The sequence below is a fragment of the Cyanobacterium aponinum PCC 10605 genome, from assembly GCF_000317675.1.
Lineage (GTDB): Bacteria > Cyanobacteriota > Cyanobacteriia > Cyanobacteriales > Cyanobacteriaceae > PCC-10605.
Map to the genome: position 1 here is coordinate 2,185,744 of NC_019776.1, position 19,686 is coordinate 2,205,429.

Sequence of the window (19,686 nt, forward strand, 5' to 3'; positions counted from 1 at the left end):
ATCATTTAGAATCAAAAATTTTTTTATAGATCTCTTGCACAATAAAAATTAAGCTAAAATCAGCAACGTTTAAAACCAAATTTTATCACTGTTTTCGTCCTCTGACTTCTGCAAAAAGTCTAATTTTTTATTGCTTCATAGTTGTGACTTTGTTTTTCTCGCACAATTGCTAAACCCTCTTGTAATGCAGTAAGGCGATCGCCCATCCAGTGATGTCCCGGAATTAAACCTGCAATACCCAATTTTTCTAAGCGGCGCTTAACTTTACCAGTAGCACCAACAACAATTACTTCTCGTTCAAGATCGATCGCTTCTTGGATTGCATTTTCAATGGCAAGGGAGGATGTCACCCCTAATACTGGCACTTCCGACAAATCCACCAGAATCACATCATAGTTATCAATGGCACTATGTTCACGGGAAATAGCTTTAGCTACCCCAAAAATCATTGGTCCACTGAGATGGAATAATAATAAACGTCCGTTAGCTAAGTCAAGAATCTGTTTTTCTTCATTACTTAAGACAATTTGATCATCAGCATCAGTAATGGCTTTAACCGCATTGGATTGTAATTCTGAGAGGCGATCGATAGTTAAAATATTAGCGATAAATACCCCAACTGCTACCGCTACCATTAAATCCACAAAAACAGTTAATAACACCACGCTATAAACAATTCCTGCGGCTTTCCAAGAAATTTTGTGAACTCTTCGGAGGAAATTCCAGTCAATAATATTAATCCCCACTTTTAGCACAATCCCGGCTAATACTGCTAAAGGAATCCCAGAAGTAAGAGGTGCCGCCCACAATACAATAATTAATAACACTAAAGCCCGAACAATACCTGCAACAGCACTTCTACCCCCTGCTTGAATACTCACAACACTAGCAGTAGTAGCACCTGAACCAGCAACACCACCACATAAACCAGTAATTAAGTTTGCAATTCCTTGTCCGATCAATTCTTTATCAGATTTATGCTCTGTACGGGTTAAACTATCACAAACCAGACAAGTAAGTAAACAGTCGATCGAACCTACTGTTGCTAAAACAATGGCATTGACAAACATCAAGCGTAAGTTGTCCATATTCCAAGTAGGCATTTGCCAACTAGGCAATCCGGGGGTAATTTCACCGATAGTGGAAATAGTACGAATATCATAATTACTGAAAAATAGAGTAGCAATAATCGTACCAATTAATAAAGCCGTTAGTTGAGGCGGAACAACATTTTTCCATTTACGAGGATATAAAAACAAAATAACAAGGGTGATGATACCCAAAATTAATTCGGGAGGATTAATATTACCTAATAATTCAGGGAAATTTTGGATCACCCCAAAAACGCCACCTTTAGGAGTTTCTTGACCTAGGAAAGGTGCTATTTGAATAAAAATAAGAATCACCCCAATGCCCGTCATAAACCCAGAAATAACGTTATAAGGTAGCATTGTGATATATTTACCGAGTTTTAACACCCCAAACAAAATTTGAAAACATCCAGCCATCATGATAACGGTAAATGCCATTGCTAAACCCGTTTCAGGATTTCTCGCCATCAAATCAGCAATTACAGCAGTAACAATAACCGTCATCGGACCTGTAGGCTCTGAGATTAAACTAGGAGTACCACCAAACAAAGAAGCAAAAAAGCCAATTAAGATTGCCCCCCACATACCAGCAGATGCACCGGCCCCAGAAGCGATACCAAATGCCAATGCCATAGGTAAAGCCACCACCGCCGCAGTTAAACCTCCAAAAATATCTCCCCTGAGATTCCGGAAATGAATTTGATTAGTTATTTGCATTGTATTGTTTTTGTTTTTTATGAATTACTAACAATTAAATAAAAATTTTTTCATGTTAAACTCAATCTCAACATGAGTAGTAAAGGATAATTTTGCTCAATCTCTATTCGTAAAGTACGGATTTAATAATCCAACCTGAATTCGATATAAAATTTTCAGGAATGTAAAGGTTATTTCAATTAGCAATTAGGAATTAAAGATATTGACTAAATCTAATGTTTGAAAAATTCAACCGCTAAACCTTTCATCATAAGGGTCGAAATCGAACATTAGTCAACCTCTAAAACCTGCTCTTATCTTTTTTATGCTGAACTAAGGTTGATTTATATTTTTATATAAGTCAAAGATTATCCTATATTTTCACTATCTCTTTACTTACCCTAAACATCTAAGTTATGGGGGACTATCAGAGTAAGAATAAGAAAGTGAGAATGCTTTTTCTCTAATAATTAAACAGCCAAAAGTTTTCATCAAACTTAACGAATCTTAATATCAATGCTAATCATAACTGAAAATCAATCAAAATGCAAAGGTAAACTACTCTACACAGCAATTAATAAATATTTTAAAGCTCACTAAATGTTAATAAACTTTTAACGTTATATTTAATCTAGGTATTAATAAAATCAATAACACTCAAACGAAAATTTAATTAGTCACATTAGTAATAGAATATTAAAAAGCAGAAAATTGTCGTACTAGCAATAGCAATCAAACCATCATTTCTTAACAATAGCTCTCATTGTTAATCTCGTCATTTACCAACTAAAGTTAATATCATAAAAAGGAAAGAAATGAGTAGTTCAGGAGTATTTAAAAAAGCACTACTATCTTTGAAAGGGAAAAAATTCACAGGAAGAATTGATGTCAAAAAAGCAGACGGAAAAGAATGGCGTGTTTATTTTTGTTTGAGTCGTTTAGTCTGGGCAGATGGCGGTTATCATCCTTATCGTGAATGGCAAAGGTTGCTAGAAAAAAATTGTCCTGACTTAGATACTCATCTTTTAGATATTCAAAAATCGAAAGAATTTGAATGTTGGAACTATCATTTAATAGTCTCTTTATTACAAAGGTTTTTAATTACGAAAGAACAAGCATTATCTCTGATAAAAATTAAAATTAAACAGGCTTTATTTGATATTTATCAAGCTGAATTTATAGAAAAATTAAAATATGATGTCATTACTATTGAAGACAATTTTCCGGAAGAATCTGGGCTAAAAACTTCTGTTAGTTTACTAAAAATTGAATCAATATTGATGGAGTTAGAAGTCGAATGGCAACATTGGCAAAAATTCGGTTTAACCCATTTAATTCCCCATTATGCACCTGTTATTAAAAATCCTGTCTTATTGCAACAACATTTTAAAGGAAAAGAAAAAACCTACAAAAAATTAGTTTCTTTACTTAATGGGAAGTATCCCTTAACAGAAATAGCAGATAAATTAAACCTAACTATTTTTAAAATTACCGTATGGTTAAAACCCTACTTTGAACAAGACTTAATTACCCTCATCGAAATTGAAGATCAACCTGTTGCTATTACCCTAATTGGTGTCACGAATCAGAATTATAAAATAACAAAAACCACTTATCAACAATTAATCGTTTGCGTTGATGATAGCTCACAAATTTGTGAAATAATGGAACATATTATCACTGATGCGGGTTATCAATATCTTTCTATTAGAGAACCTCTAAAAGCCTTATCACAAATATTGAAAAGGAAACCCGATTTAATCTTTTTGGATTTAGTCATGCCTATTATTAATGGTTATGAACTTTGTTCCCAAATTCGTCGTGTTTCTGCGTTGAAAGACGTACCTATCATTATCCTTACTAGCAACGATGGTATGATTGACAGACTCCGAAGTAAATTAGTCGGTGCTAATGGGTTTTTAGGAAAACCGATTGATCAAGAAAAAGTTTTGGCAAAAATAAAATCTTGTTTGTCTGGTAAAAAAACAACTTCTACCCTTGATTCCCCTGAAATATTACAATTAACCACTGATACGGGCAAATAAACTATTGTCACGATCTATCAACTATGGTTAAAATAGTAAAATTGTGTCAATAACTAAAATACTTATTATATTATTTAAAACCTATGGCAGTACCTAAGAAGAAAACATCTAAATCTAAACGTAATCAACGTCGCGCTCATTGGTTTAAAAAAGCAGAATTACAAGCTCAAAGAGCCTTATCTTTAGGTAAATCTGTTTTAACTGGTAAAGCAAACGGTTTCGTTTATCCTACTAAGGAAGAAGAAGAAACAGAAGAATAGTTGTGTTGTTTCTTGAGAAATGAGGAATTAGTAATTGGGTTTTGTGGAAAAATTTCTTAGGTGAAGGTAGGCGAAAAAACAAGAAGTAACGGGCAATAGTTTTGTTTTTATAATCCAGAGTCATCAGAATTTACAAAAAAGTTATGTTTATTGATTTTTTTCTTTAAATTCTTTGATTGACTGATAAATTTTGATAAAATACTCAACGTCAAACCTGCCACCTAAAACTTGAAACCACCTTAAACCCGATGTTTTTGTATTGAACTAAACTTACATTTAGTAATTGAAAATAAAGCAATTTTTCCCAAAATATCATACTTATAGTCTTTACAATTTGTTAGAGAAGAAAGTTGTCAAATTTGATACTTTTTAGTTATATTAAAAGAGTAAGGATAAATCGTTCATCTGCTTAACAGTCAGACGGAAGTAAGAAGTAATGGCTTCTGAAGGAACGCGCCTCGAATCTAAACTCATCGAAAATTAGAGGAGGCGAATTATGAAAGCTAAATTCAATAATAATACTAGCAATATCAGTTCTATTGGTCAACAAGCGCGTTTATTAATGGTTGATAATCGTCAACGTAAAAGTAATCGTCAAGCTACTATGTTAGAAAGAGCATCTGAACAAGTAGGACTTCAATAGTAAATATCAATAAACATAGACGAAAGAGAGAAGGGATATAAATTTACTTACCTGATTTTATTCTCTATTTCTCTCTTTATATCTTTAATTTGAATCTATATATAGGAGAAAAGAAAATGATTAGTCAAAAAACTCTTGAAAATGCTCGTCAGGCGCACAGAACAAACTTAATTAAAAGTTTAGAGCGTCGCATAGAAGTTGCAAAAGCAAAAGGTCAAATTGCTTTAGTTGAACAATTAGAAGCGGAAAAACTTTATTATCTTAAATAAATAAATTGAGATATTGTGGCAGACAAAGTTTTTATTGGTGCTACATTTTACTCATAATTATCGGATAATAATATAATTGCTAAATGTCAGGGATTGTTTCTCTGGCATTTTTCTATTTATAGGTTTTATCAATGATTAAAAAAAATATTTTCTATAGAGTATTATTGAGTATCTTAATCGGTTTTTATAATATCTTTTTTTATAGTTTAAGTAGTAAAGCAGAGGTAAAAGAATTATCGGAGTATAATCAAAGTCAGGTTTGTATTCAAGGTTTAGAATCAGCTATTAATAGCATTCTTAATCAGTCAGAAAGAAGTAGAGAAAATTGGGGAATTTTAATCGAAAAACTTAATAAAAATCAGACTTTATATAAGTTAAATGAGAATAAATATTTTATTCCAGCTTCTAATGTTAAATTATTCACTACTGCTTCTTTTTTATTAAATTTTGGGGAAAATTTTACTATCAAAACTCCTATTTATATTAAGGGAAAAGAAGAATTTATAGATGAATTAATTATTATAGGAAAAGGTGATCCCACTATTACGAAGTCTGATTTAGAGGATATAGCCAAAAAACTGCAACAGTTAAATATTAATCATGTTAAAAATTTAATTTTAGTGAATAGTTCTCCTATTAAATATCCTTTTAATAATAGCTGGGAATTTTCAGATTTATATTTTTACTATGCTGTTCCTATTAATAGTTTTATTTTGGAGGAAAATACTGTTACTTTAAGTTTAACCCCTAGTCAAGTCGGTAAACAAATATTATTAAAATGGTCTGATAAATTAGCAGGAAAACAATGGCTTATTACCAATGAAGGAGTAACTGTTAGTGAAGATGAAGAATATAGTATTAATTTAAACCCTATGGGTTTAGAATCTAGGTTAAGAATTGAGGGAAATCTCCCTGTTAATAATCATGATGATAATTGGTGGTTATCTATTCCCAATCCTGAGCAATATTTTCAAGATTCTTTAATAGCAATTCTGCAAAATAATGGTATCCAAGTAGAAAAAACAGAAATTATCGATCAAAAAAATATAGATTTAAGTGATGCTAATTTGTTGTTAGAAATTAACTCTCCTAATAGTAACAATTTAATTGCGGAAATTAATCAAAATAGTAATAATTTATATGCTGAAATTTTATTAAGTTATTTAGCAACGAACCAAGATACAAAGTTTATTTCCCAGACAAAGATATTAGAAAATATTGGGCTATTATCTAATGATTATTCTCTAAAGGATGCTTCTGGTTTATCTCGTCAAAATTTAGTGACTCCCAAAAGTCTTGTAACTTTATTAAAATTAATGGATAAAACTGAATATGCAAAAACTTTCAGAAATTCTTTAAGTTTAGCTGGTGTTAATGGCACTCTAAAAAACCGTTTTCAGAATGAAGATATAATCGACAATAACTTATGGGGAAAAACTGGAACTTTGACGGGAGTATCTGCTTTATCGGGCTATTTAAGAACTAAAGATGATGATGTAGTTTTTTCTATTATGGTAAATAATTCTTCGGCATTAAGCAAAGAATTAAGAGATGTTATCGATAAATTGTTGGTTATCGTTGCCCAATCACAACATTGTGCAAACAACAGTTGATATGGTAATTTTGGGGTTGCTTAATTAATCGTGATGCAAAGCATTATTGAATTGCTCCAAGTGTCCAACACTCAAGTATCATTGCTTATTGCCCATTTCCGCTCTAAATTAAAAATCATAGCTTAATTCCCCAACGCCGTTATTTTAAATCCGTAAGTGTAGGTAAAGCTGGGCAAAGCCCAAGCTATTATAATCTAAATTTTAAATCGGAATTCTGAATTTCGGTTATTCTTTCTTTCTGACATCAATAACACTGCCACGAAAATTATAATTGCTGCCGTCTAATTCTAACACTGTACCAATTTTTACTTTTTGGTTGGCTAAAATTGCGCCATCATTAGTCATTGAACCTTTGCCATTCATGTATAGAATCATATCTGTACTTAAAGCAACAATGGGACGAGGGTCTAATAAAGATTTAACGCTACCATCAGGTTGAGTTGCAACCACATAATTGGGCAATTCTTCCACTGATTCTATATTTAAATTTCCTGCCGGTTCATTTCTAACGATAATTTTAACGGAAGAATTTTCTAGTGAGCGAAGAAACTCTTGAGGATTTTTGACGCTTAAACCCCTTACCAATAAATTTAATTCTATAGTATCTCCCCCACTACCCACTTGTGCGATCGAACCTTTTGGACCTGGTACAATGAAAATACCAATTAAAACTAAAACTATAACTGCGATCGCACCTAAATCTAAAATACTAATTTTGCCGAATAAACGACCTTTTGAGTCGATAATTTTCATACAATTTAACCATCAAAAATGACTCCTCAAAATATATCATAACCCGAGGAGAATTGATGATTTTTTCCCGAGGAAGCGACTATGCACTCATAACGTAGCTTTGGGTGACTTAAGGTGTAGTAGCTATACCGATCGCAAATCTATCTAAACCTGCTAAATCATACTCAATTTTAATATTTTTATAACTGCCATTTTCTTTTAAAAGATTTTCAACTATTTTACCTTGTCCTGCCATAATTTCTAAGATTAAAAACCCATCTTTCACTAAAAAATTGGGAGAATTTTCAATTAAATAACGAATGTCTTTTAAACCGTCTTCTCCTCCATCTAAAGCAATTTTTGGTTCATGATTTACTACTTCAGGCTCTAATTCTAATACCATTTGTGAGGGAATATAAGGGGGGTTGGAAACAATCAAGCTAAAGCTATTTTTGAGGTCATTTATAGGGTCAAACCAAGAACCATGACAAAATTTAACTCTCGACTCAAAACCGTATTTAAGGGCGTTTTCTTGGGCAATTTTTAAGGCAGATTCACTCTTGTCAACTGCATAAATATAGCTATTTGGGAACGCCTCGGCTAATCCTAGTGCGATCGCACCGCTACCTGTTCCTAAATCAAGAAAATTACCTGTTTTTAAATAAGAATAATTGAATGTAATTTCTGAAGCTAAGTCTATAATTAACTCTGTTTCAGGACGAGGAATCAAAACATCAGGAGTTACTTTTAATGTGAAATTACGCCAATGACACTCACCAATTAGATATTGAATAGGGCAACGTTTAGTTATCCTCAAATTCCAGATTTTTTCTAATTTATCTAAGGAAAATTTACTGTTTATTGACTCTTGATTTTGATAATTATTTAACTGTAAATTAAGTTTATTTAAAGATGTTAATTCTATAATAAATAAATTAAGTTCACTAATATTAATATTGTTATTTAAACAATCTCTTTTTGCTGATTGATACCAATTAAATAAATCTTTTCCAGTAATTTCAAATTCCATCCAATTAACAATTAAAAATTAACAATTAAAAGGGCAAGGGGCAAACCCCTCTGTGTCTCCCTTTAAAAGAAACCCCGTTTATCCCCCCTCGAGAGGGGAGAGGGCAAAAGTGTTTACTTAACTTCTCGTAAGGGTTAAATATATTCAACCCCTACCACCCTAACATCCCTATACCCCAAGCCTCTATAAACCTTTCTTTTGAATGATTATAATTACTAAACTACTCAATCTCAATGGTGGTTGGTTTACTATCTCCACTATTTCCACTAGAATTATTACGGTTAGATTTATCTACGGGTTGTCTAAAATCAGCATAGATGCGATCGCGCCATGTAAAGAAAGGCTCATAAGCGCTATTATCTGCTAAACCCGGAATACCCTTCCCTTCTAAATTAATATCCAAATCATAATAAGCCACAGAAGGAAACTTAATGATAGTCGTCAAAGCCGCCACAGTCAAATCGGCTAAAGTTGGTTTATCTCCGGTTAGATAGGGTTGGTCATGTAAAATCAAAGTTAAAGCCTCTAAATCTTGCTTTAAACCCTTTTCAGCTTCTTTTAAAACATCTTTTCCGAAACCTACTCCCAAACTGAAAACATCCATAATTTCTGAAGGGAAAGCATTAACAAAAGTCTTGAGAATATCAGGGGTATTTTCGGGCAGAAAAGAAGAGCGAAAACTGGGATAATGATTTAACGCATGAAAGAAAGCCTTACGCCCTTTTAAACCCAAGGATTCATCCGCCCATTCTTCCATCAATAAACATTTACCTCTAGCAACTCCATCGGTGGGAATTAATGGTTTTTCAGGGTATTTGCGATCCAAATATAAAGCAATTTCCGTTGAATCGGCAATAACAGTATCACCATCTTTTAATACGGGAACTTGTCTTTGTCCTGAAATTTTATAAACTTCTAATTGTCCAATACCGGGGGTAACTTCTACTTTTTTGTATTCTAAGCCCTTGTAGTCAAGGATAAGCCTAACCTTTTCGGAAAATTGAGAAAGTTCAAATTGATATAGTTCTAACATAGTAAGATTTCAATTGTTATAAAACTTAACATCTATACTTTAACAACTAATAATCAATTATCGAGGTTAGTTAAGAGAAAAATTGGTTACATTAATTTTATTATCAATTTTTGGAGATTTCCGATGACTTTTTTTGTCACTAATCATCATCTTTCTCAAACCACAGAGAATATTTTAGAAAAGACATGGCAAAAATTCCCTTCGTTAAAAAAAAATAACATTGCTTTGACGGTGGTTATGGAGAATAAAGAGAAATCTCCTTTGCAGGGTTTTAGCTATCGGGGAAACGAAAAAATTTATCCTGCAAGTATTGTCAAATTATTCTATTTAGTGGCGGTGGAAGAATGGTTAAATCAGGGAAAAATTCAACCCTCCTCAGAGTTCGATCGCGCTGTCAGAGATATGATTGTAGAATCGAGTAATGATGCCACCAGTCTAGTTATGGATACTCTAACTCAAACTACGTCAGGGTATGAATTACCAGAATTAGAATTTCTTCAATGGCAAAAACAAAGGAATATGATAAATGACTATTTCCAGAATTATAACTGGGAAGAATTTGCCTCTATCAACGTTAATCAGAAAACTTGGTGCGATGGTGCTTATGGAAGAGAAAGAATATTTTTGGGTGAAAACTATGAGAATCGAAATATGTTAACTACCAATGCTGTTGCTAGATTACTTTATAGCATCATGAATAATTTAGTCGTCACAGAGAAAGCCTGTGAAAAAATGCGAAATTTGCTAAAAAGAGATGCCAGTAAAAAAAAGATAGGGATAAATGACGAAGAAAATCAAATTAATGGTTTTATAGGCGAAAGTGTACCTAATAATGCTCAAATTTGGTCTAAAGCTGGATGGACTTCGCAAGTACGTCATGATTGTGCATATATTACCCTACCTAATTCAACCTCCTATTTATTAGTCATCTTCGCCGAAGGAAAAGCAACTCGTCAGCGAAATTTAATTCCTTTTATCTCTCATCAATTTATAATGGAAATTCAAAAAATTGGGGCTCTATCAGTTTGAGTCTGTAAATTATTAGTTAGGATAGGCAATAGGGGATTATTAAATAATTGACAATTAATAACTTTTAACTCCAAACTCTGTACGGGCGAATGGCCATTCGCTCCTAATTAACTCCTAACTCACTCGAACAAAGTCCCTGCTATAATAAACCCTAACTATTAAAAATTATTTATATTAAAACTGATTCAAAAAGTGAATAAATCCGCTTTTTCAGACAAAAATCTTGAAAATGACTCCTTACTGAGATATTCTCCTGATGCGATCGCACAATATTACAATCGTCGTCCTTGGTTAGCAATTTGGAGAGGGTTAAAAATTATTACCTATTTTGGTATTTTTATTATCCAATTAATTTTAGATAAGTGGTTTAATTTAGAAGAAAAAAACAAACTAAAAAGAGCCGAACAAATAAGAAAAATACTCACAAAATTAGGACCTACATTTATTAAAGTAGGTCAAGCACTTTCCACCAGACCTGATCTAATTCGTAGGGATTTTTTAGAAGAATTAATTAAATTACAAGATCAACTACCGCCTTTTGATAATGATTTAGCTTTCAGTATTATTGAAAAAGAATTAGACCTGAAAATAGAAGACGCTTACAGAGAAATATCTCCTAAGCCAGTAGCCGCCGCTAGTTTAGGTCAAGTATATCGAGGCTTTCTGCATACAGGAGAAGAAGTGGCGATTAAGGTACAACGTCCTAATTTAATGCCTGTAATTACCCTAGATTTATATTTAATGCGTTGGGCTTCCCATTGGATTAGTCCTTTTTTACCCCTAAATTTAGGTCATGATTTAGCGTTAATTGTTGATGAATTTGGGACTAAATTATTTGAAGAAATTGACTACTTAAATGAAGGTAGGAATGCAGAAAAATTTGCCGCTAATTTCCGTGATGATGAAGAGGTGAAAGTACCTGCGATATATTGGCGTTACACCAGCAAAAATGTTTTAACTTTAGAATGGATTAACGGTTATAAACTCAACGATTTAGATACGATTAAAGCCGCAGGGCTGAACACAGATGATATTATTCGAGTGGGAGTTACATCTGGTTTAAAACAGTTATTAGAACATGGGTTCTTCCATGCTGATCCCCATCCCGGTAACTTATTTGCTATGCCCGATGGTAGAATGGCTTACATCGATTTTGGCATGATGGATCAATTAAGCGAAGAAGCAAAAGAAACGATCGCATCTTCTGTGGTACAACTGATAAATCGTGATTATGAGGCTTTAGCCCGTGATTTTGTCAAATTGGGGTTTTTAACTCCCGAAACAGATATTATGCCCATTGTACCAGCCTTAGAAAAGGTTTTTGGTAATGCCATAGATCAGAGTGTAGGGGATTTTAACTTTAAAACCATCACCGATGATTTTTCTGAATTGATGTATGAATATCCTTTCCGAGTACCAGCAAAATTTGCCCTGATTATCCGTTCATTGGTAACTCAAGAAGGATTAGCATTAAGTTTAAATCGAGATTTCCGTATTGTTGAAGTATCCTTCCCTTACGTTTCCCGAAGACTCTTAACAGAAGAATCTCCCGCCATGCGTAAACGTTTACTAGAAGTGCTTTTCAAAGACGGTAAGTTTCAATGGGAAAGATTAGAAAATATGATTGCGATCGCACGTTCTGATCATCGCTTTAACCTTTTACCCACCGCAGGATTAGGACTACAGTTTCTCGTTTCAGAAGAAGGAGAATACTTGCGCCGTCAACTATTAAACGCTCTAATAGAAGATGACCGCCTTCATACAGAAGAAGTGAAAAGACTATGGACATTATTTCAACCAGAATTACAACCCCAAAAATTATGGGATGTTGCCTTTAAAGCCATTAGTCAATTGTCCAATGAATTAGTCACCAGTCGATGAATCAGAGTTTGGGATTAGGAGTTTTTAATTCTTATTCCCATTCTTTACCTTTGCCCCTTATCCCCTTTTTAGGCAGGGTTTTTTCAAAGTCAGGGCAAAATTATCTTGCCCTCACCTCCAAGCCCTCTCCCACAGTAGAGGGGAGCGTTTTTTCTTAATAATTGATTAATTAACCTGAGTTTTGGATAAGCTGAAAGCATCCCAACTCGTAGTCAGAAAACCTTATAGCTTCTTAGAAATAACGATAAAATTGCCTTAATCCGAACTGACGTTAAATAGTTAAGAATTAAGAATAAAAAATTAAGAATTAAGAATGAAAAACCACGAATACCTGTACGGGCGAATGGCCATTCGCCCCTACTTCCCCCTTTCCCCTCATCCCCCCATCCCCTAACACCTGCAACCTGCAACCTGACACCTAACCTTATCGGATACTCTTAAACCGAACTGAGGTTTATATAAGTGCTTCGCACATTCCAATACTTACCCAACTACTAGCACCATCGGCAAAATGTTCTTTTTTCCAAATAGGTGCATTATGTTTAAGAGTATCAATGGCATATTGACAAGCCTTAAAAGCCTCCCGACGATGAGGGCATCCCACGGCGACTAAAACACTAATATCTCCTATGACTAACTTACCAACACGATGATGAATGATAATACTATTTATGTCAGGATATTGGTTAACTAAATTTGCTCCTATCTGCTTAAATATTGTCACTGCCATCGGCTCATAAGCCTGATATTCCAAGTATTCCACTTTTTTTCCTTCTGTTTGACAACGAACTGTGCCACTCATGAGTGCGATCGCACCATTGGCAGGATTATCAGCTAATTGATAAACTTCTGTTAAACACAGAGGAGCAAAAGTAATTTTAAAATCAGTAAAATAACTCATGATTGTTATATCTATCTTTTTTCCCAGCGCACCACATACCATTGTAAGGAGTTATCATCATCAATGTTAAATTCGCAATAGTTTTCTAAAAGATACTTTGCTTTTTCCGAAAGAGAGTCAATACTATTAATGTCTGAAGGTATATCTTGGCAACTTTCGATAACTTGTTCTAATTTTTGTAATAATTCCATCTCTGTTAATAATTGTTCAGGCTGATTAGTTTCTAACACAACATAACCATCCTCTTGATACATAATCGAGTCAACCATTATGAGGTATATCCTTAATTAATATTTAACTTTAGCTTTATCATTTTCACATCTTACTCGAAAAAGTCGGTAGCATATAGAGGCTGACAAAAAAATGGTGTCAGGAGGGTAGGCAAAAAGTAAAAAGGGCAAAGAAAAAACGAAGAATTAAGAATTAAAAACTCCTGTACGGCCGAATGGCCATTCGCCCCTAACTAACCCCGTAACGCTTTGCGGAACAAGCACAGCGAACTCTCGTCTTCCCTGACACCGTAAGAATTGAGTATATTCAACCCCTACCACCCGACACCTAAACTTATCCGATATTCTTAAACCGAACTGAGGCCATTTAATACTAAAATTCAGGTATTATATCTCAGCTTCAGTCTCATAACTTGAATCAATTATTTTGTCGCAATCCAATATTTACTAAAACCGTGAACTTCTTCCCGAATATTTCTAAAACCAGCTACATTCAAACGAGATTTTAAATCATCCCGAATATAATCATTGTAAAAAGGTTCATGAAAAGCAATGGGGAAATTAGTCATCATCGTTTCTAATTCGGGAGAATCAGATAATTGCATCGAATCTGCAAAAATACATATTCCACCTGCTTGCAAAACACGGTAGCATTCATTAATTACCTTTTGTCTCACTGGATTAGGTAACTCATGAAAAAGAAAGACACTGGTGACACCTTGAAAATAGTTATCTTGATAAGGTAATTCTTCCCCATTACCCTCTACTAATTGGGGCAATTCTTGAGGGAGTTGGGATAATAATTCATTGGCTTTGCGTAAGTATGGGGCTGATAAATCTATCCCATATAAACTGGCATGGGGAAAAGTTGCCCGAATAAATTTTAACGTTCTACCAGTTCCACAGGCAACATCTAATATTTTCGGATTGCTACTAGAATTCAAAGTATTTAAGCCTTGTTTTAAGGGTTTGAGAATACGGCGACGCATGGCATCGGTAACACCGTTAAAAAGAATATCAACTTGTAAATCATAGATGTTAGCAGAATGTTCACTCAAATAGCCATCAGTTTGATAATGAAAATTGCGACGGTAGTATTGAGGATATTTATTTGAGTCAATATTTGGAGGTAAGTCTTGAAAGTGATTATTTTTGATTCTTTGCCATGTCTGAGGATAGTCGAACCAAATACCGATATATGCTTGTAAAAATTTTCCCCAATCGGTATCAAATAGAAGGTTAATGGGATAAACTCCTTCTTTTGCATCCTGCCAATCTTCTTCAATAATTTGATCTAATCTAGCCTGTAAAACTGTCCATGTTTCTGATGAAACTTTTTCTAGGGGCAGTTCATAGGGAAATATTCTTTGACGAACTTCGGTGCTAAAATTTTTGTGGGCTAAACTTAACCCCGCTTTAATTTTTTGCCAACCTTCGTAAATGTTTTTTAGCAATTCGTAGTTAATAAATTGTTCAAAATTAAAAATTGATTGCATAATTGCGGTTGATAATTCATTGATTCAAATGTGTATTGTTAATTATTGTAAAGGTTTATTTCCACTAGGCGGTGTAGAGCTAACGTTCAATTAGTAAACTTCTTTATCACTAAAGATTTTTGCCCAGAATTCCTGCCTTTCTTGAGGAGTTTCTGAGGCAATATTCCAAAGACTTTCATAGAAAAAGAAAGAGACTCCTGCAAAATTTTGTTCTCTGGTGGTGTTAATTTGTGCTTCAATTAAGTCGAGATTAACTGGTCTTCCTTTCAATCCTGTTAAGATACCGATCGCAGTTGGAATATGATCTTTTGCTAATTGTAAGTCTTTTTGGACTAATTCTCGGTTAAAAGCCTCCATATTATCTCTATAAATTTGTACTATCAATTCTTCAATAAAGCCTTTTCTTTCCCATTTTGCCCAATCTAGTAAAAACATTTCTTTGGAAAACTCTTGAGGATTAGGAGAAACGGAAACTATTACATTTTGCTTGATTGCTTTTATTTTGTGAAACAGGGTTTCCATATACTCAGTAATTTTGTGCGATCGCCACTCAATCCATTCGGGGTCAAGATAGTCTAAGGGAGGTAATTTGCCTTGGTGTTCTCTACGATATAGTCCAGTTGTATAGCTATCATAACCAAATTCAGAGGGGTAGCCAAAATGATCATCAAATTGTATCCCATCAATATCGTAGTTAGTAACTATTTCTACTACTAAATCTGTGATAAATTCTTGTACTTGGGGATGAAGGGGATTTAACCACACTCTTTCATGGGTTTTTCCCTCCATCCAAATTTCACTATCATCTTTTCTTCTGGTTAACCATTGAGGATGAGACGTGGCTAAAACAGAATCAGCAGGAGCCATAAAACCAAATTCAAACCAAGGAATTACCCTCATATTACTCTGATGAGCTTTTGTAATAATTTCAGCTAAAACATCTCTATTTTGCAAACCTTCGTGGGGATCAATTTTACTGCCAATAACTTTTTCTGCCACTTGACTGGGATAAAGGGTGTAACCCCAATTCCAAACGGTAGGATAAAGACTATTAAAATTTAGTTCCTTGAGAGATGCGATCGCATTTTGTGTATTTTGAGAAGAAAAAAGAATCTCACTGTCAATATTTGTTAACCAAACCCCCCTGATTTCACCTCGATTGTCAACTATAGGTTGACTATAACTCCATTTACTCCAACTATAAAAAATTAAAACTGTAGCTAGAAATAAAGAGATTAATTTTAAATATTTCATCTTCGATAGTTTTGATTAGATTATTGGAAAGGTGAGAATCTCCGAAAAGATACCAAAGCCAAATATGAGTATTTAGTAAAAGTTTCATGATAAAGCATCCCAAGTAACGAGGTTAGATGTAGGTTCAACTATATCACCTAATATTTTTCCTCTATGTTTCATCACCCTGAAGGTTGCCCTTTTTTTCTCCTTAATAGGTTGAATAACTGCTAAGGGTTTTCCTTCTCCAGTAATTGTTAAGTTATCACCTGTCATTCGTGCTTGGTTAACTAGATTTTGGACAGTTTCAGACAAGTCCGATAAGGGTATGTGAATCATAGAAGTTTATTTTTTCAATACAATTCGCTTTATATTACTAATACAATTCCATGAATTCTCTGGCAGTGATAATCAAATTTTGATATTGATTAAGACTTTTTAGGGTTAAAAGATCTTTGTCACCTGTTATTAAACAAATGGCTTGGGCATCTTTTGCTAGTTCTAAAAACTTATTATCTTCCATATCTCTACAATCACTAATTTTAGATATTGTCTGAATAAATAAACTATTATTTTGCATTGCCGTTAAAAAGTCTTCTCTTTCCGCATTTGAGATATATTTATCAAATTTAGGTTTATAAATTCTCGTTTTTAATTCTTGATAAGTTTCCTCACTTTGAACTATTGTAAACTGACCATAGGCTTTTTCTAATGTCTTTCTAGCAGTGCCATCAGGATTTAATATTGCACTAATTAAAATGTTAGTATCAAGGATAATTTTTTTAAGATTCATCAGCAAGTAAATCCGCTAGTTTTTCTTCTGTTAATCCTCTAGTTTGAGCATTTCTACCAATTCTTTCACACACATCAATTAGACTGTCTTTTTCATCAGTGATTATATTTTTTTGTAATTCTTTAATCAGTATATTTTGTTCAGAGTTTGAGAGTTGTTTGGCTAAATTTAAGATGTCTTCAAAGGTCAGAGATATTTTAAATGTTTTTGTATTCATGATATTTTGATAATTATAAATTAGTTTATTTATACATAATCAATAACAATATTAGTAATTAAAGTACTCCGATACTCTTTATAAAGGTGCGATCGCATTTCTCATCTTCTCTTTCTGATTCTAATATCTTTACTAAAATCAATCCAAGCATCAAGCACATGAAGCAAAACCTAACTTTTCCAAATATGCTAGACAATGTCTCCGAAAAAAATTCTCCAACTTCATTCACATTTGCAGGGGATATGCTCCCTCTTAATTCTTCATTCCTATGGGATAAAACGGCTGATGTAAACTGATCAAGTGAGCAAGAGTTTTCTTTAATTGAGTACGAGATACGATCGCATCTACAAAACCATGTTGTAATAAATACTCTGAAGTTTGGAAACCGTCAGGTAATTTTTCCCTCAAAGTTTGTTCAATGACTCTTCTTCCCGCAAAACCAATAGTTGCCTTCGGTTCAGCTAAAATCAAATCTCCCAACATCGCAAAACTAGCAGTTACCCCTCCAGTAGTAGGATGAGTTAAGACGGGAATGTAGAGAAGTTTTTTTTCTTGATGTCTTTGCAACGCCCCTGAAATTTTTGCCATCTGCATTAAACTTAACATTCCTTCCTGCATTCTTGCACCACCAGAAGCACAAATAATCACCACTGGCATCATATTAGCAGTAGCATACTCGATCAAACGGGTCAATCTTTCTCCCACAACAGACCCCATACTTCCCCCCATGAAACGAAAATCCATAACCCCTAGAGCAATGGGTAAACCATCAATTAAACCAACACCAGTTTGTACTGCATCAGTAAGAGAAGTTTTTGTTTTTAATTCCAAGAGGCGATCGCTATAAGCCTTGCGATCGTGAAAATTGAGGGGATCTGTGGGATTAATATGATGATTTAAAGGTTGCCATGTATCGTGGTCAATTAACTGACTAATTCTTTCATCACTATAAACAGGCATATGATGTTCGCATTCCAAGCAAACCATATTATTAGCCTGTAAATCTTTTGTATAAGATAAAACTCCACACTTAGGACATTTTGTCCATAAACCATCAGCAATTTCTCTCTCCTGCTGAGGTTTTATCTCTGGTTCAGACTTACGCAAATTATCAAACCAATCAAATAAAGACATTATATTGAAGAATGAAAAATGTAGAATTTATAAAATAGGTGTCAGGTTTCAGGTGTCAGGTTTCAGGTGAATGAAGATTCATCCTCCACTTTGTACGGGTTGAATATATTCAACCCCTACCTACTTTAAAAAACCCTGAACCCCGAACCCCGAACTCCGAACTAATAACCTAGATTTGGGGTTCTAAACGAGCATAGAAAACACCACGAATTTTAACTTCTTCGGGTTCTTCTGCACCTAAATCAGTAGAAGAAGGTTGTTCACTTTCAAATACTCCAGAGATTTCTCCAGTTTCACCATCTACTTTTGTGATTTGTAAAGAAATTTCGCCATTTCTGGTTTCATACTGCTTTAAATTACTGCGAAGATAATCTTCTTTGTCCGCACCAGCAGGTAAAGCAACAGCGTTATCATAACCACTACTTAAACCACGTCCTTTAGGATCTAAGAAAGAAGCACCACGATAGGAAGGCACTTTAAACTCACCACTAAAGTCAGCAGAAGTATTAACCGCAGTGAAACCGGGTTCGGTAGTAGCAACCATTTTTTTGATGGTGAAGAAGAAAGGTACTTGTTCGCCTCCGGGTAATAAAACTGTAGCGATTTGGAAGTCAATACCGTCTAATTCAGTTAAGGTTAAAACCCCTTCTTCATCAACGGTTAAAGTACCTCTGATTTGCTCTAAGCTGGTGGTATCTCTGGTTAAGAGCTTACCTTGAACAAATTTAGCCTCCTGTCTTTTATTTACAGGTTCTTCTTTTACAAAGTATTCTTGTGGTTCTAAGCACATATCCACAATAGCTAAAGGTTCATCAGGAGAAATAGCAATGCTACCACGAGTAAACTCAGAAATTTCGGGGCATTTATTTGCTAATCCAGTATTTAAAATTTCATCATAAGTAATTGTATTAGGATCGTACGCTTTGGCTACATTGTCGCTACAAGCATTCAAAAAACCTAAGCAGACGATGAGGAAAGCCACGAACAGGCTACGAAATCTCATAGTTAAACCTCTCTTTGTCAATCTTCTTTAAATTTTTAATCTTAATGGGTACTTAGTCTCTTTGGCTAAAGAATAAGTATAGTTAGATTTATCGTGATCTACTTTATCAAATTAAGAGTCTTTATTAACAATTTTTATCGGAATTATTCTTCTTTACTTCAGTTATTTAACCTTATAATCCCTATTCTTCTGCCATTTATTTTAGTTTTTTCTGGTTATTCATCCAGTCACATTTAATTAATATTTTGTTACAAAAATTAATGTTAAATTCATCTTAACTATTTAAAATTGCTGAAAAAGTAAGGAGCAAAGTTAAAAGGGCAAACCCCCCTTTATCCCCCCTCTCGAGGGGGGAGG

The 19,686-nt window shown here is 33.9% G+C and carries 20 protein-coding genes and 1 riboswitch; of the genes, 7 read left to right on the forward strand and 13 right to left on the reverse strand.

The window, feature by feature from the left end; genetic code table 11:
- Positions 1-119: 119 nt before the first annotated feature.
- Complete coding sequence (gene bicA / locus CYAN10605_RS09120; protein ID WP_015219653.1) at positions 120-1,808, reverse strand: bicarbonate transporter BicA; 1,689 nt, start codon at positions 1,806-1,808, stop codon at positions 120-122.
- Positions 1,809-2,602: 794 nt separating this feature from the next.
- Between bicA and CYAN10605_RS09125 the strand changes: the two genes are divergently transcribed.
- The 5 genes from CYAN10605_RS09125 (at position 2,603) to dacB (ending at position 6,617) form a co-directional block, all read left to right on the forward strand.
- On the forward strand, positions 2,603-3,832 hold the full coding sequence (locus tag CYAN10605_RS09125; RefSeq protein ID WP_015219654.1) for a response regulator: 1,230 nt from the start codon (positions 2,603-2,605) through the stop codon (positions 3,830-3,832).
- A gap of 83 nt (positions 3,833-3,915) precedes the next feature.
- Complete coding sequence (gene rpmF / locus CYAN10605_RS09130; RefSeq protein WP_015219655.1) at positions 3,916-4,092, forward strand: 50S ribosomal protein L32; 177 nt, start codon at positions 3,916-3,918, stop codon at positions 4,090-4,092.
- A 396-nt stretch (positions 4,093-4,488) separates the two neighbouring features.
- Positions 4,489-4,550, forward strand: a riboswitch (Glutamine riboswitch).
- Between the two features lie 38 nt (positions 4,551-4,588).
- The gene (locus CYAN10605_RS18840; protein WP_015219656.1) at positions 4,589-4,735 is read left to right on the forward strand and encodes a hypothetical protein; all 147 of its coding nucleotides are present in this window, start codon (positions 4,589-4,591) and stop codon (positions 4,733-4,735) included.
- Positions 4,736-4,851: 116 nt separating this feature from the next.
- A complete protein-coding gene (gene pirA / locus CYAN10605_RS18845; RefSeq protein ID WP_015219657.1) occupies positions 4,852-5,004 on the forward strand; it encodes an arginine synthesis PII-interacting regulator PirA in 153 nt (50 codons plus the stop codon).
- Positions 5,005-5,135: 131 nt separating this feature from the next.
- Positions 5,136-6,617, forward strand: a complete 1,482-nt coding sequence (gene dacB / locus CYAN10605_RS09135; RefSeq protein WP_015219658.1) for a D-alanyl-D-alanine carboxypeptidase/D-alanyl-D-alanine endopeptidase — start codon at positions 5,136-5,138, stop codon at positions 6,615-6,617.
- 225 nt (positions 6,618-6,842) lie between these two features.
- Here dacB and CYAN10605_RS09140 read toward each other — a convergent pair whose 3' ends face one another.
- The 3 genes from CYAN10605_RS09140 to CYAN10605_RS09150 all read right to left on the reverse strand — a co-directional run bounded on the left by CYAN10605_RS09140 (position 6,843) and on the right by CYAN10605_RS09150 (position 9,412).
- Entirely contained in the window at positions 6,843-7,370 is a 528-nt protein-coding gene (locus tag CYAN10605_RS09140) for a DUF4330 domain-containing protein (RefSeq protein ID WP_015219659.1), read from the reverse strand.
- Positions 7,371-7,479: 109 nt separating this feature from the next.
- Complete coding sequence (gene prmC / locus CYAN10605_RS09145; protein ID WP_015219660.1) at positions 7,480-8,379, reverse strand: peptide chain release factor N(5)-glutamine methyltransferase; 900 nt, start codon at positions 8,377-8,379, stop codon at positions 7,480-7,482.
- 220 nt (positions 8,380-8,599) lie between these two features.
- The gene (locus CYAN10605_RS09150) at positions 8,600-9,412 is read right to left on the reverse strand and encodes a glutathione S-transferase family protein (RefSeq protein WP_015219661.1); all 813 of its coding nucleotides are present in this window, start codon (positions 9,410-9,412) and stop codon (positions 8,600-8,602) included.
- A gap of 123 nt (positions 9,413-9,535) precedes the next feature.
- Here CYAN10605_RS09150 and CYAN10605_RS09155 point away from each other — a divergent pair, with 123 nt between their 5' ends.
- Entirely contained in the window at positions 9,536-10,441 is a 906-nt protein-coding gene (locus CYAN10605_RS09155) for a serine hydrolase (protein WP_015219662.1), read from the forward strand.
- A gap of 192 nt (positions 10,442-10,633) precedes the next feature.
- Positions 10,634-12,322 (forward strand): ABC1 kinase family protein, encoded by a 1,689-nt coding sequence (locus CYAN10605_RS09160; RefSeq protein WP_015219663.1) that lies wholly within the window; start codon positions 10,634-10,636, stop codon positions 12,320-12,322.
- Between the two features lie 454 nt (positions 12,323-12,776).
- Here the strand turns inward: CYAN10605_RS09160 and CYAN10605_RS09165 are convergent, their stop codons facing one another.
- The 9 genes from CYAN10605_RS09165 to CYAN10605_RS09205 form a co-directional block, all read right to left on the reverse strand.
- Positions 12,777-13,223, reverse strand: a complete 447-nt coding sequence (locus CYAN10605_RS09165; RefSeq protein WP_150108943.1) for a molybdenum cofactor biosynthesis protein MoaE — start codon at positions 13,221-13,223, stop codon at positions 12,777-12,779.
- An 11-nt stretch (positions 13,224-13,234) separates the two neighbouring features.
- Entirely contained in the window at positions 13,235-13,492 is a 258-nt protein-coding gene (locus CYAN10605_RS09170; RefSeq protein ID WP_015219665.1) for a CRR7 family NDH-1 assembly protein, read from the reverse strand.
- A 383-nt stretch (positions 13,493-13,875) separates the two neighbouring features.
- Complete coding sequence (locus CYAN10605_RS09175) at positions 13,876-14,949, reverse strand: class I SAM-dependent methyltransferase (protein ID WP_015219666.1); 1,074 nt, start codon at positions 14,947-14,949, stop codon at positions 13,876-13,878.
- 90 nt (positions 14,950-15,039) lie between these two features.
- Positions 15,040-16,203 (reverse strand): glycoside hydrolase family 10-like protein, encoded by a 1,164-nt coding sequence (locus CYAN10605_RS09180; RefSeq protein WP_015219667.1) that lies wholly within the window; start codon positions 16,201-16,203, stop codon positions 15,040-15,042.
- An 84-nt stretch (positions 16,204-16,287) separates the two neighbouring features.
- Positions 16,288-16,521 carry a type II toxin-antitoxin system Phd/YefM family antitoxin gene (locus CYAN10605_RS09185; RefSeq protein WP_015219668.1) on the reverse strand — a complete coding sequence of 78 codons (234 nt, stop codon included), beginning with the start codon at positions 16,519-16,521 and terminating at the stop codon, positions 16,288-16,290.
- A gap of 37 nt (positions 16,522-16,558) precedes the next feature.
- Entirely contained in the window at positions 16,559-16,975 is a 417-nt protein-coding gene (locus tag CYAN10605_RS09190; protein ID WP_015219669.1) for a putative toxin-antitoxin system toxin component, PIN family, read from the reverse strand.
- Positions 16,965-17,192 carry a hypothetical protein gene (locus CYAN10605_RS09195; protein WP_015219670.1) on the reverse strand — a complete coding sequence of 76 codons (228 nt, stop codon included), beginning with the start codon at positions 17,190-17,192 and terminating at the stop codon, positions 16,965-16,967. The genes CYAN10605_RS09190 and CYAN10605_RS09195 overlap by 11 nt, the downstream gene beginning before the upstream one ends.
- A gap of 252 nt (positions 17,193-17,444) precedes the next feature.
- Positions 17,445-18,326 (reverse strand): acetyl-CoA carboxylase, carboxyltransferase subunit beta, encoded by an 882-nt coding sequence (gene accD / locus CYAN10605_RS09200; RefSeq protein WP_015219671.1) that lies wholly within the window; start codon positions 18,324-18,326, stop codon positions 17,445-17,447.
- A 169-nt stretch (positions 18,327-18,495) separates the two neighbouring features.
- A complete protein-coding gene (locus CYAN10605_RS09205) occupies positions 18,496-19,329 on the reverse strand; it encodes a photosystem II manganese-stabilizing polypeptide (RefSeq protein WP_015219672.1) in 834 nt (277 codons plus the stop codon).
- Positions 19,330-19,686 lie beyond the last annotated feature (357 nt).

Bases quoted from the DNA above. Each gene is read 5' to 3' on its own strand.
- CYAN10605_RS09140 (WP_015219659.1), bottom strand. From the start codon at position 7,370: ATGAAAATTATCGACTCAAAAGGTCGTTTATTCGGCAAAATTAGTATT.
- CYAN10605_RS09155 (WP_015219662.1), top strand. From the start codon at position 9,536: ATGACTTTTTTTGTCACTAATCATCATCTTTCTCAAACCACAGAGAAT.
- CYAN10605_RS09125 (WP_015219654.1), top strand. From the start codon at position 2,603: ATGAGTAGTTCAGGAGTATTTAAAAAAGCACTACTATCTTTGAAAGGG.
- CYAN10605_RS09185 (WP_015219668.1), bottom strand. From the start codon at position 16,521: ATGATTCACATACCCTTATCGGACTTGTCTGAAACTGTCCAAAATCTA.
- dacB (WP_015219658.1), top strand. From the start codon at position 5,136: ATGATTAAAAAAAATATTTTCTATAGAGTATTATTGAGTATCTTAATC.
- prmC (WP_015219660.1), bottom strand. From the start codon at position 8,379: ATGGAATTTGAAATTACTGGAAAAGATTTATTTAATTGGTATCAATCA.
- CYAN10605_RS09180 (WP_015219667.1), bottom strand. From the start codon at position 16,203: ATGAAATATTTAAAATTAATCTCTTTATTTCTAGCTACAGTTTTAATT.
- pirA (WP_015219657.1), top strand. From the start codon at position 4,852: ATGATTAGTCAAAAAACTCTTGAAAATGCTCGTCAGGCGCACAGAACA.
- CYAN10605_RS09165 (WP_150108943.1), bottom strand. From the start codon at position 13,223: ATGAGTTATTTTACTGATTTTAAAATTACTTTTGCTCCTCTGTGTTTA.
- CYAN10605_RS09150 (WP_015219661.1), bottom strand. From the start codon at position 9,412: ATGTTAGAACTATATCAATTTGAACTTTCTCAATTTTCCGAAAAGGTT.
- CYAN10605_RS09205 (WP_015219672.1), bottom strand. From the start codon at position 19,329: ATGAGATTTCGTAGCCTGTTCGTGGCTTTCCTCATCGTCTGCTTAGGT.
- CYAN10605_RS09190 (WP_015219669.1), bottom strand. From the start codon at position 16,975: ATGAATCTTAAAAAAATTATCCTTGATACTAACATTTTAATTAGTGCA.
- CYAN10605_RS09195 (WP_015219670.1), bottom strand. From the start codon at position 17,192: ATGAATACAAAAACATTTAAAATATCTCTGACCTTTGAAGACATCTTA.
- accD (WP_015219671.1), bottom strand. From the start codon at position 18,326: ATGTCTTTATTTGATTGGTTTGATAATTTGCGTAAGTCTGAACCAGAG.
- CYAN10605_RS09170 (WP_015219665.1), bottom strand. From the start codon at position 13,492: ATGGTTGACTCGATTATGTATCAAGAGGATGGTTATGTTGTGTTAGAA.
- rpmF (WP_015219655.1), top strand. From the start codon at position 3,916: ATGGCAGTACCTAAGAAGAAAACATCTAAATCTAAACGTAATCAACGT.
- CYAN10605_RS18840 (WP_015219656.1), top strand. From the start codon at position 4,589: ATGAAAGCTAAATTCAATAATAATACTAGCAATATCAGTTCTATTGGT.
- CYAN10605_RS09175 (WP_015219666.1), bottom strand. From the start codon at position 14,949: ATGCAATCAATTTTTAATTTTGAACAATTTATTAACTACGAATTGCTA.
- bicA (WP_015219653.1), bottom strand. From the start codon at position 1,808: ATGCAAATAACTAATCAAATTCATTTCCGGAATCTCAGGGGAGATATT.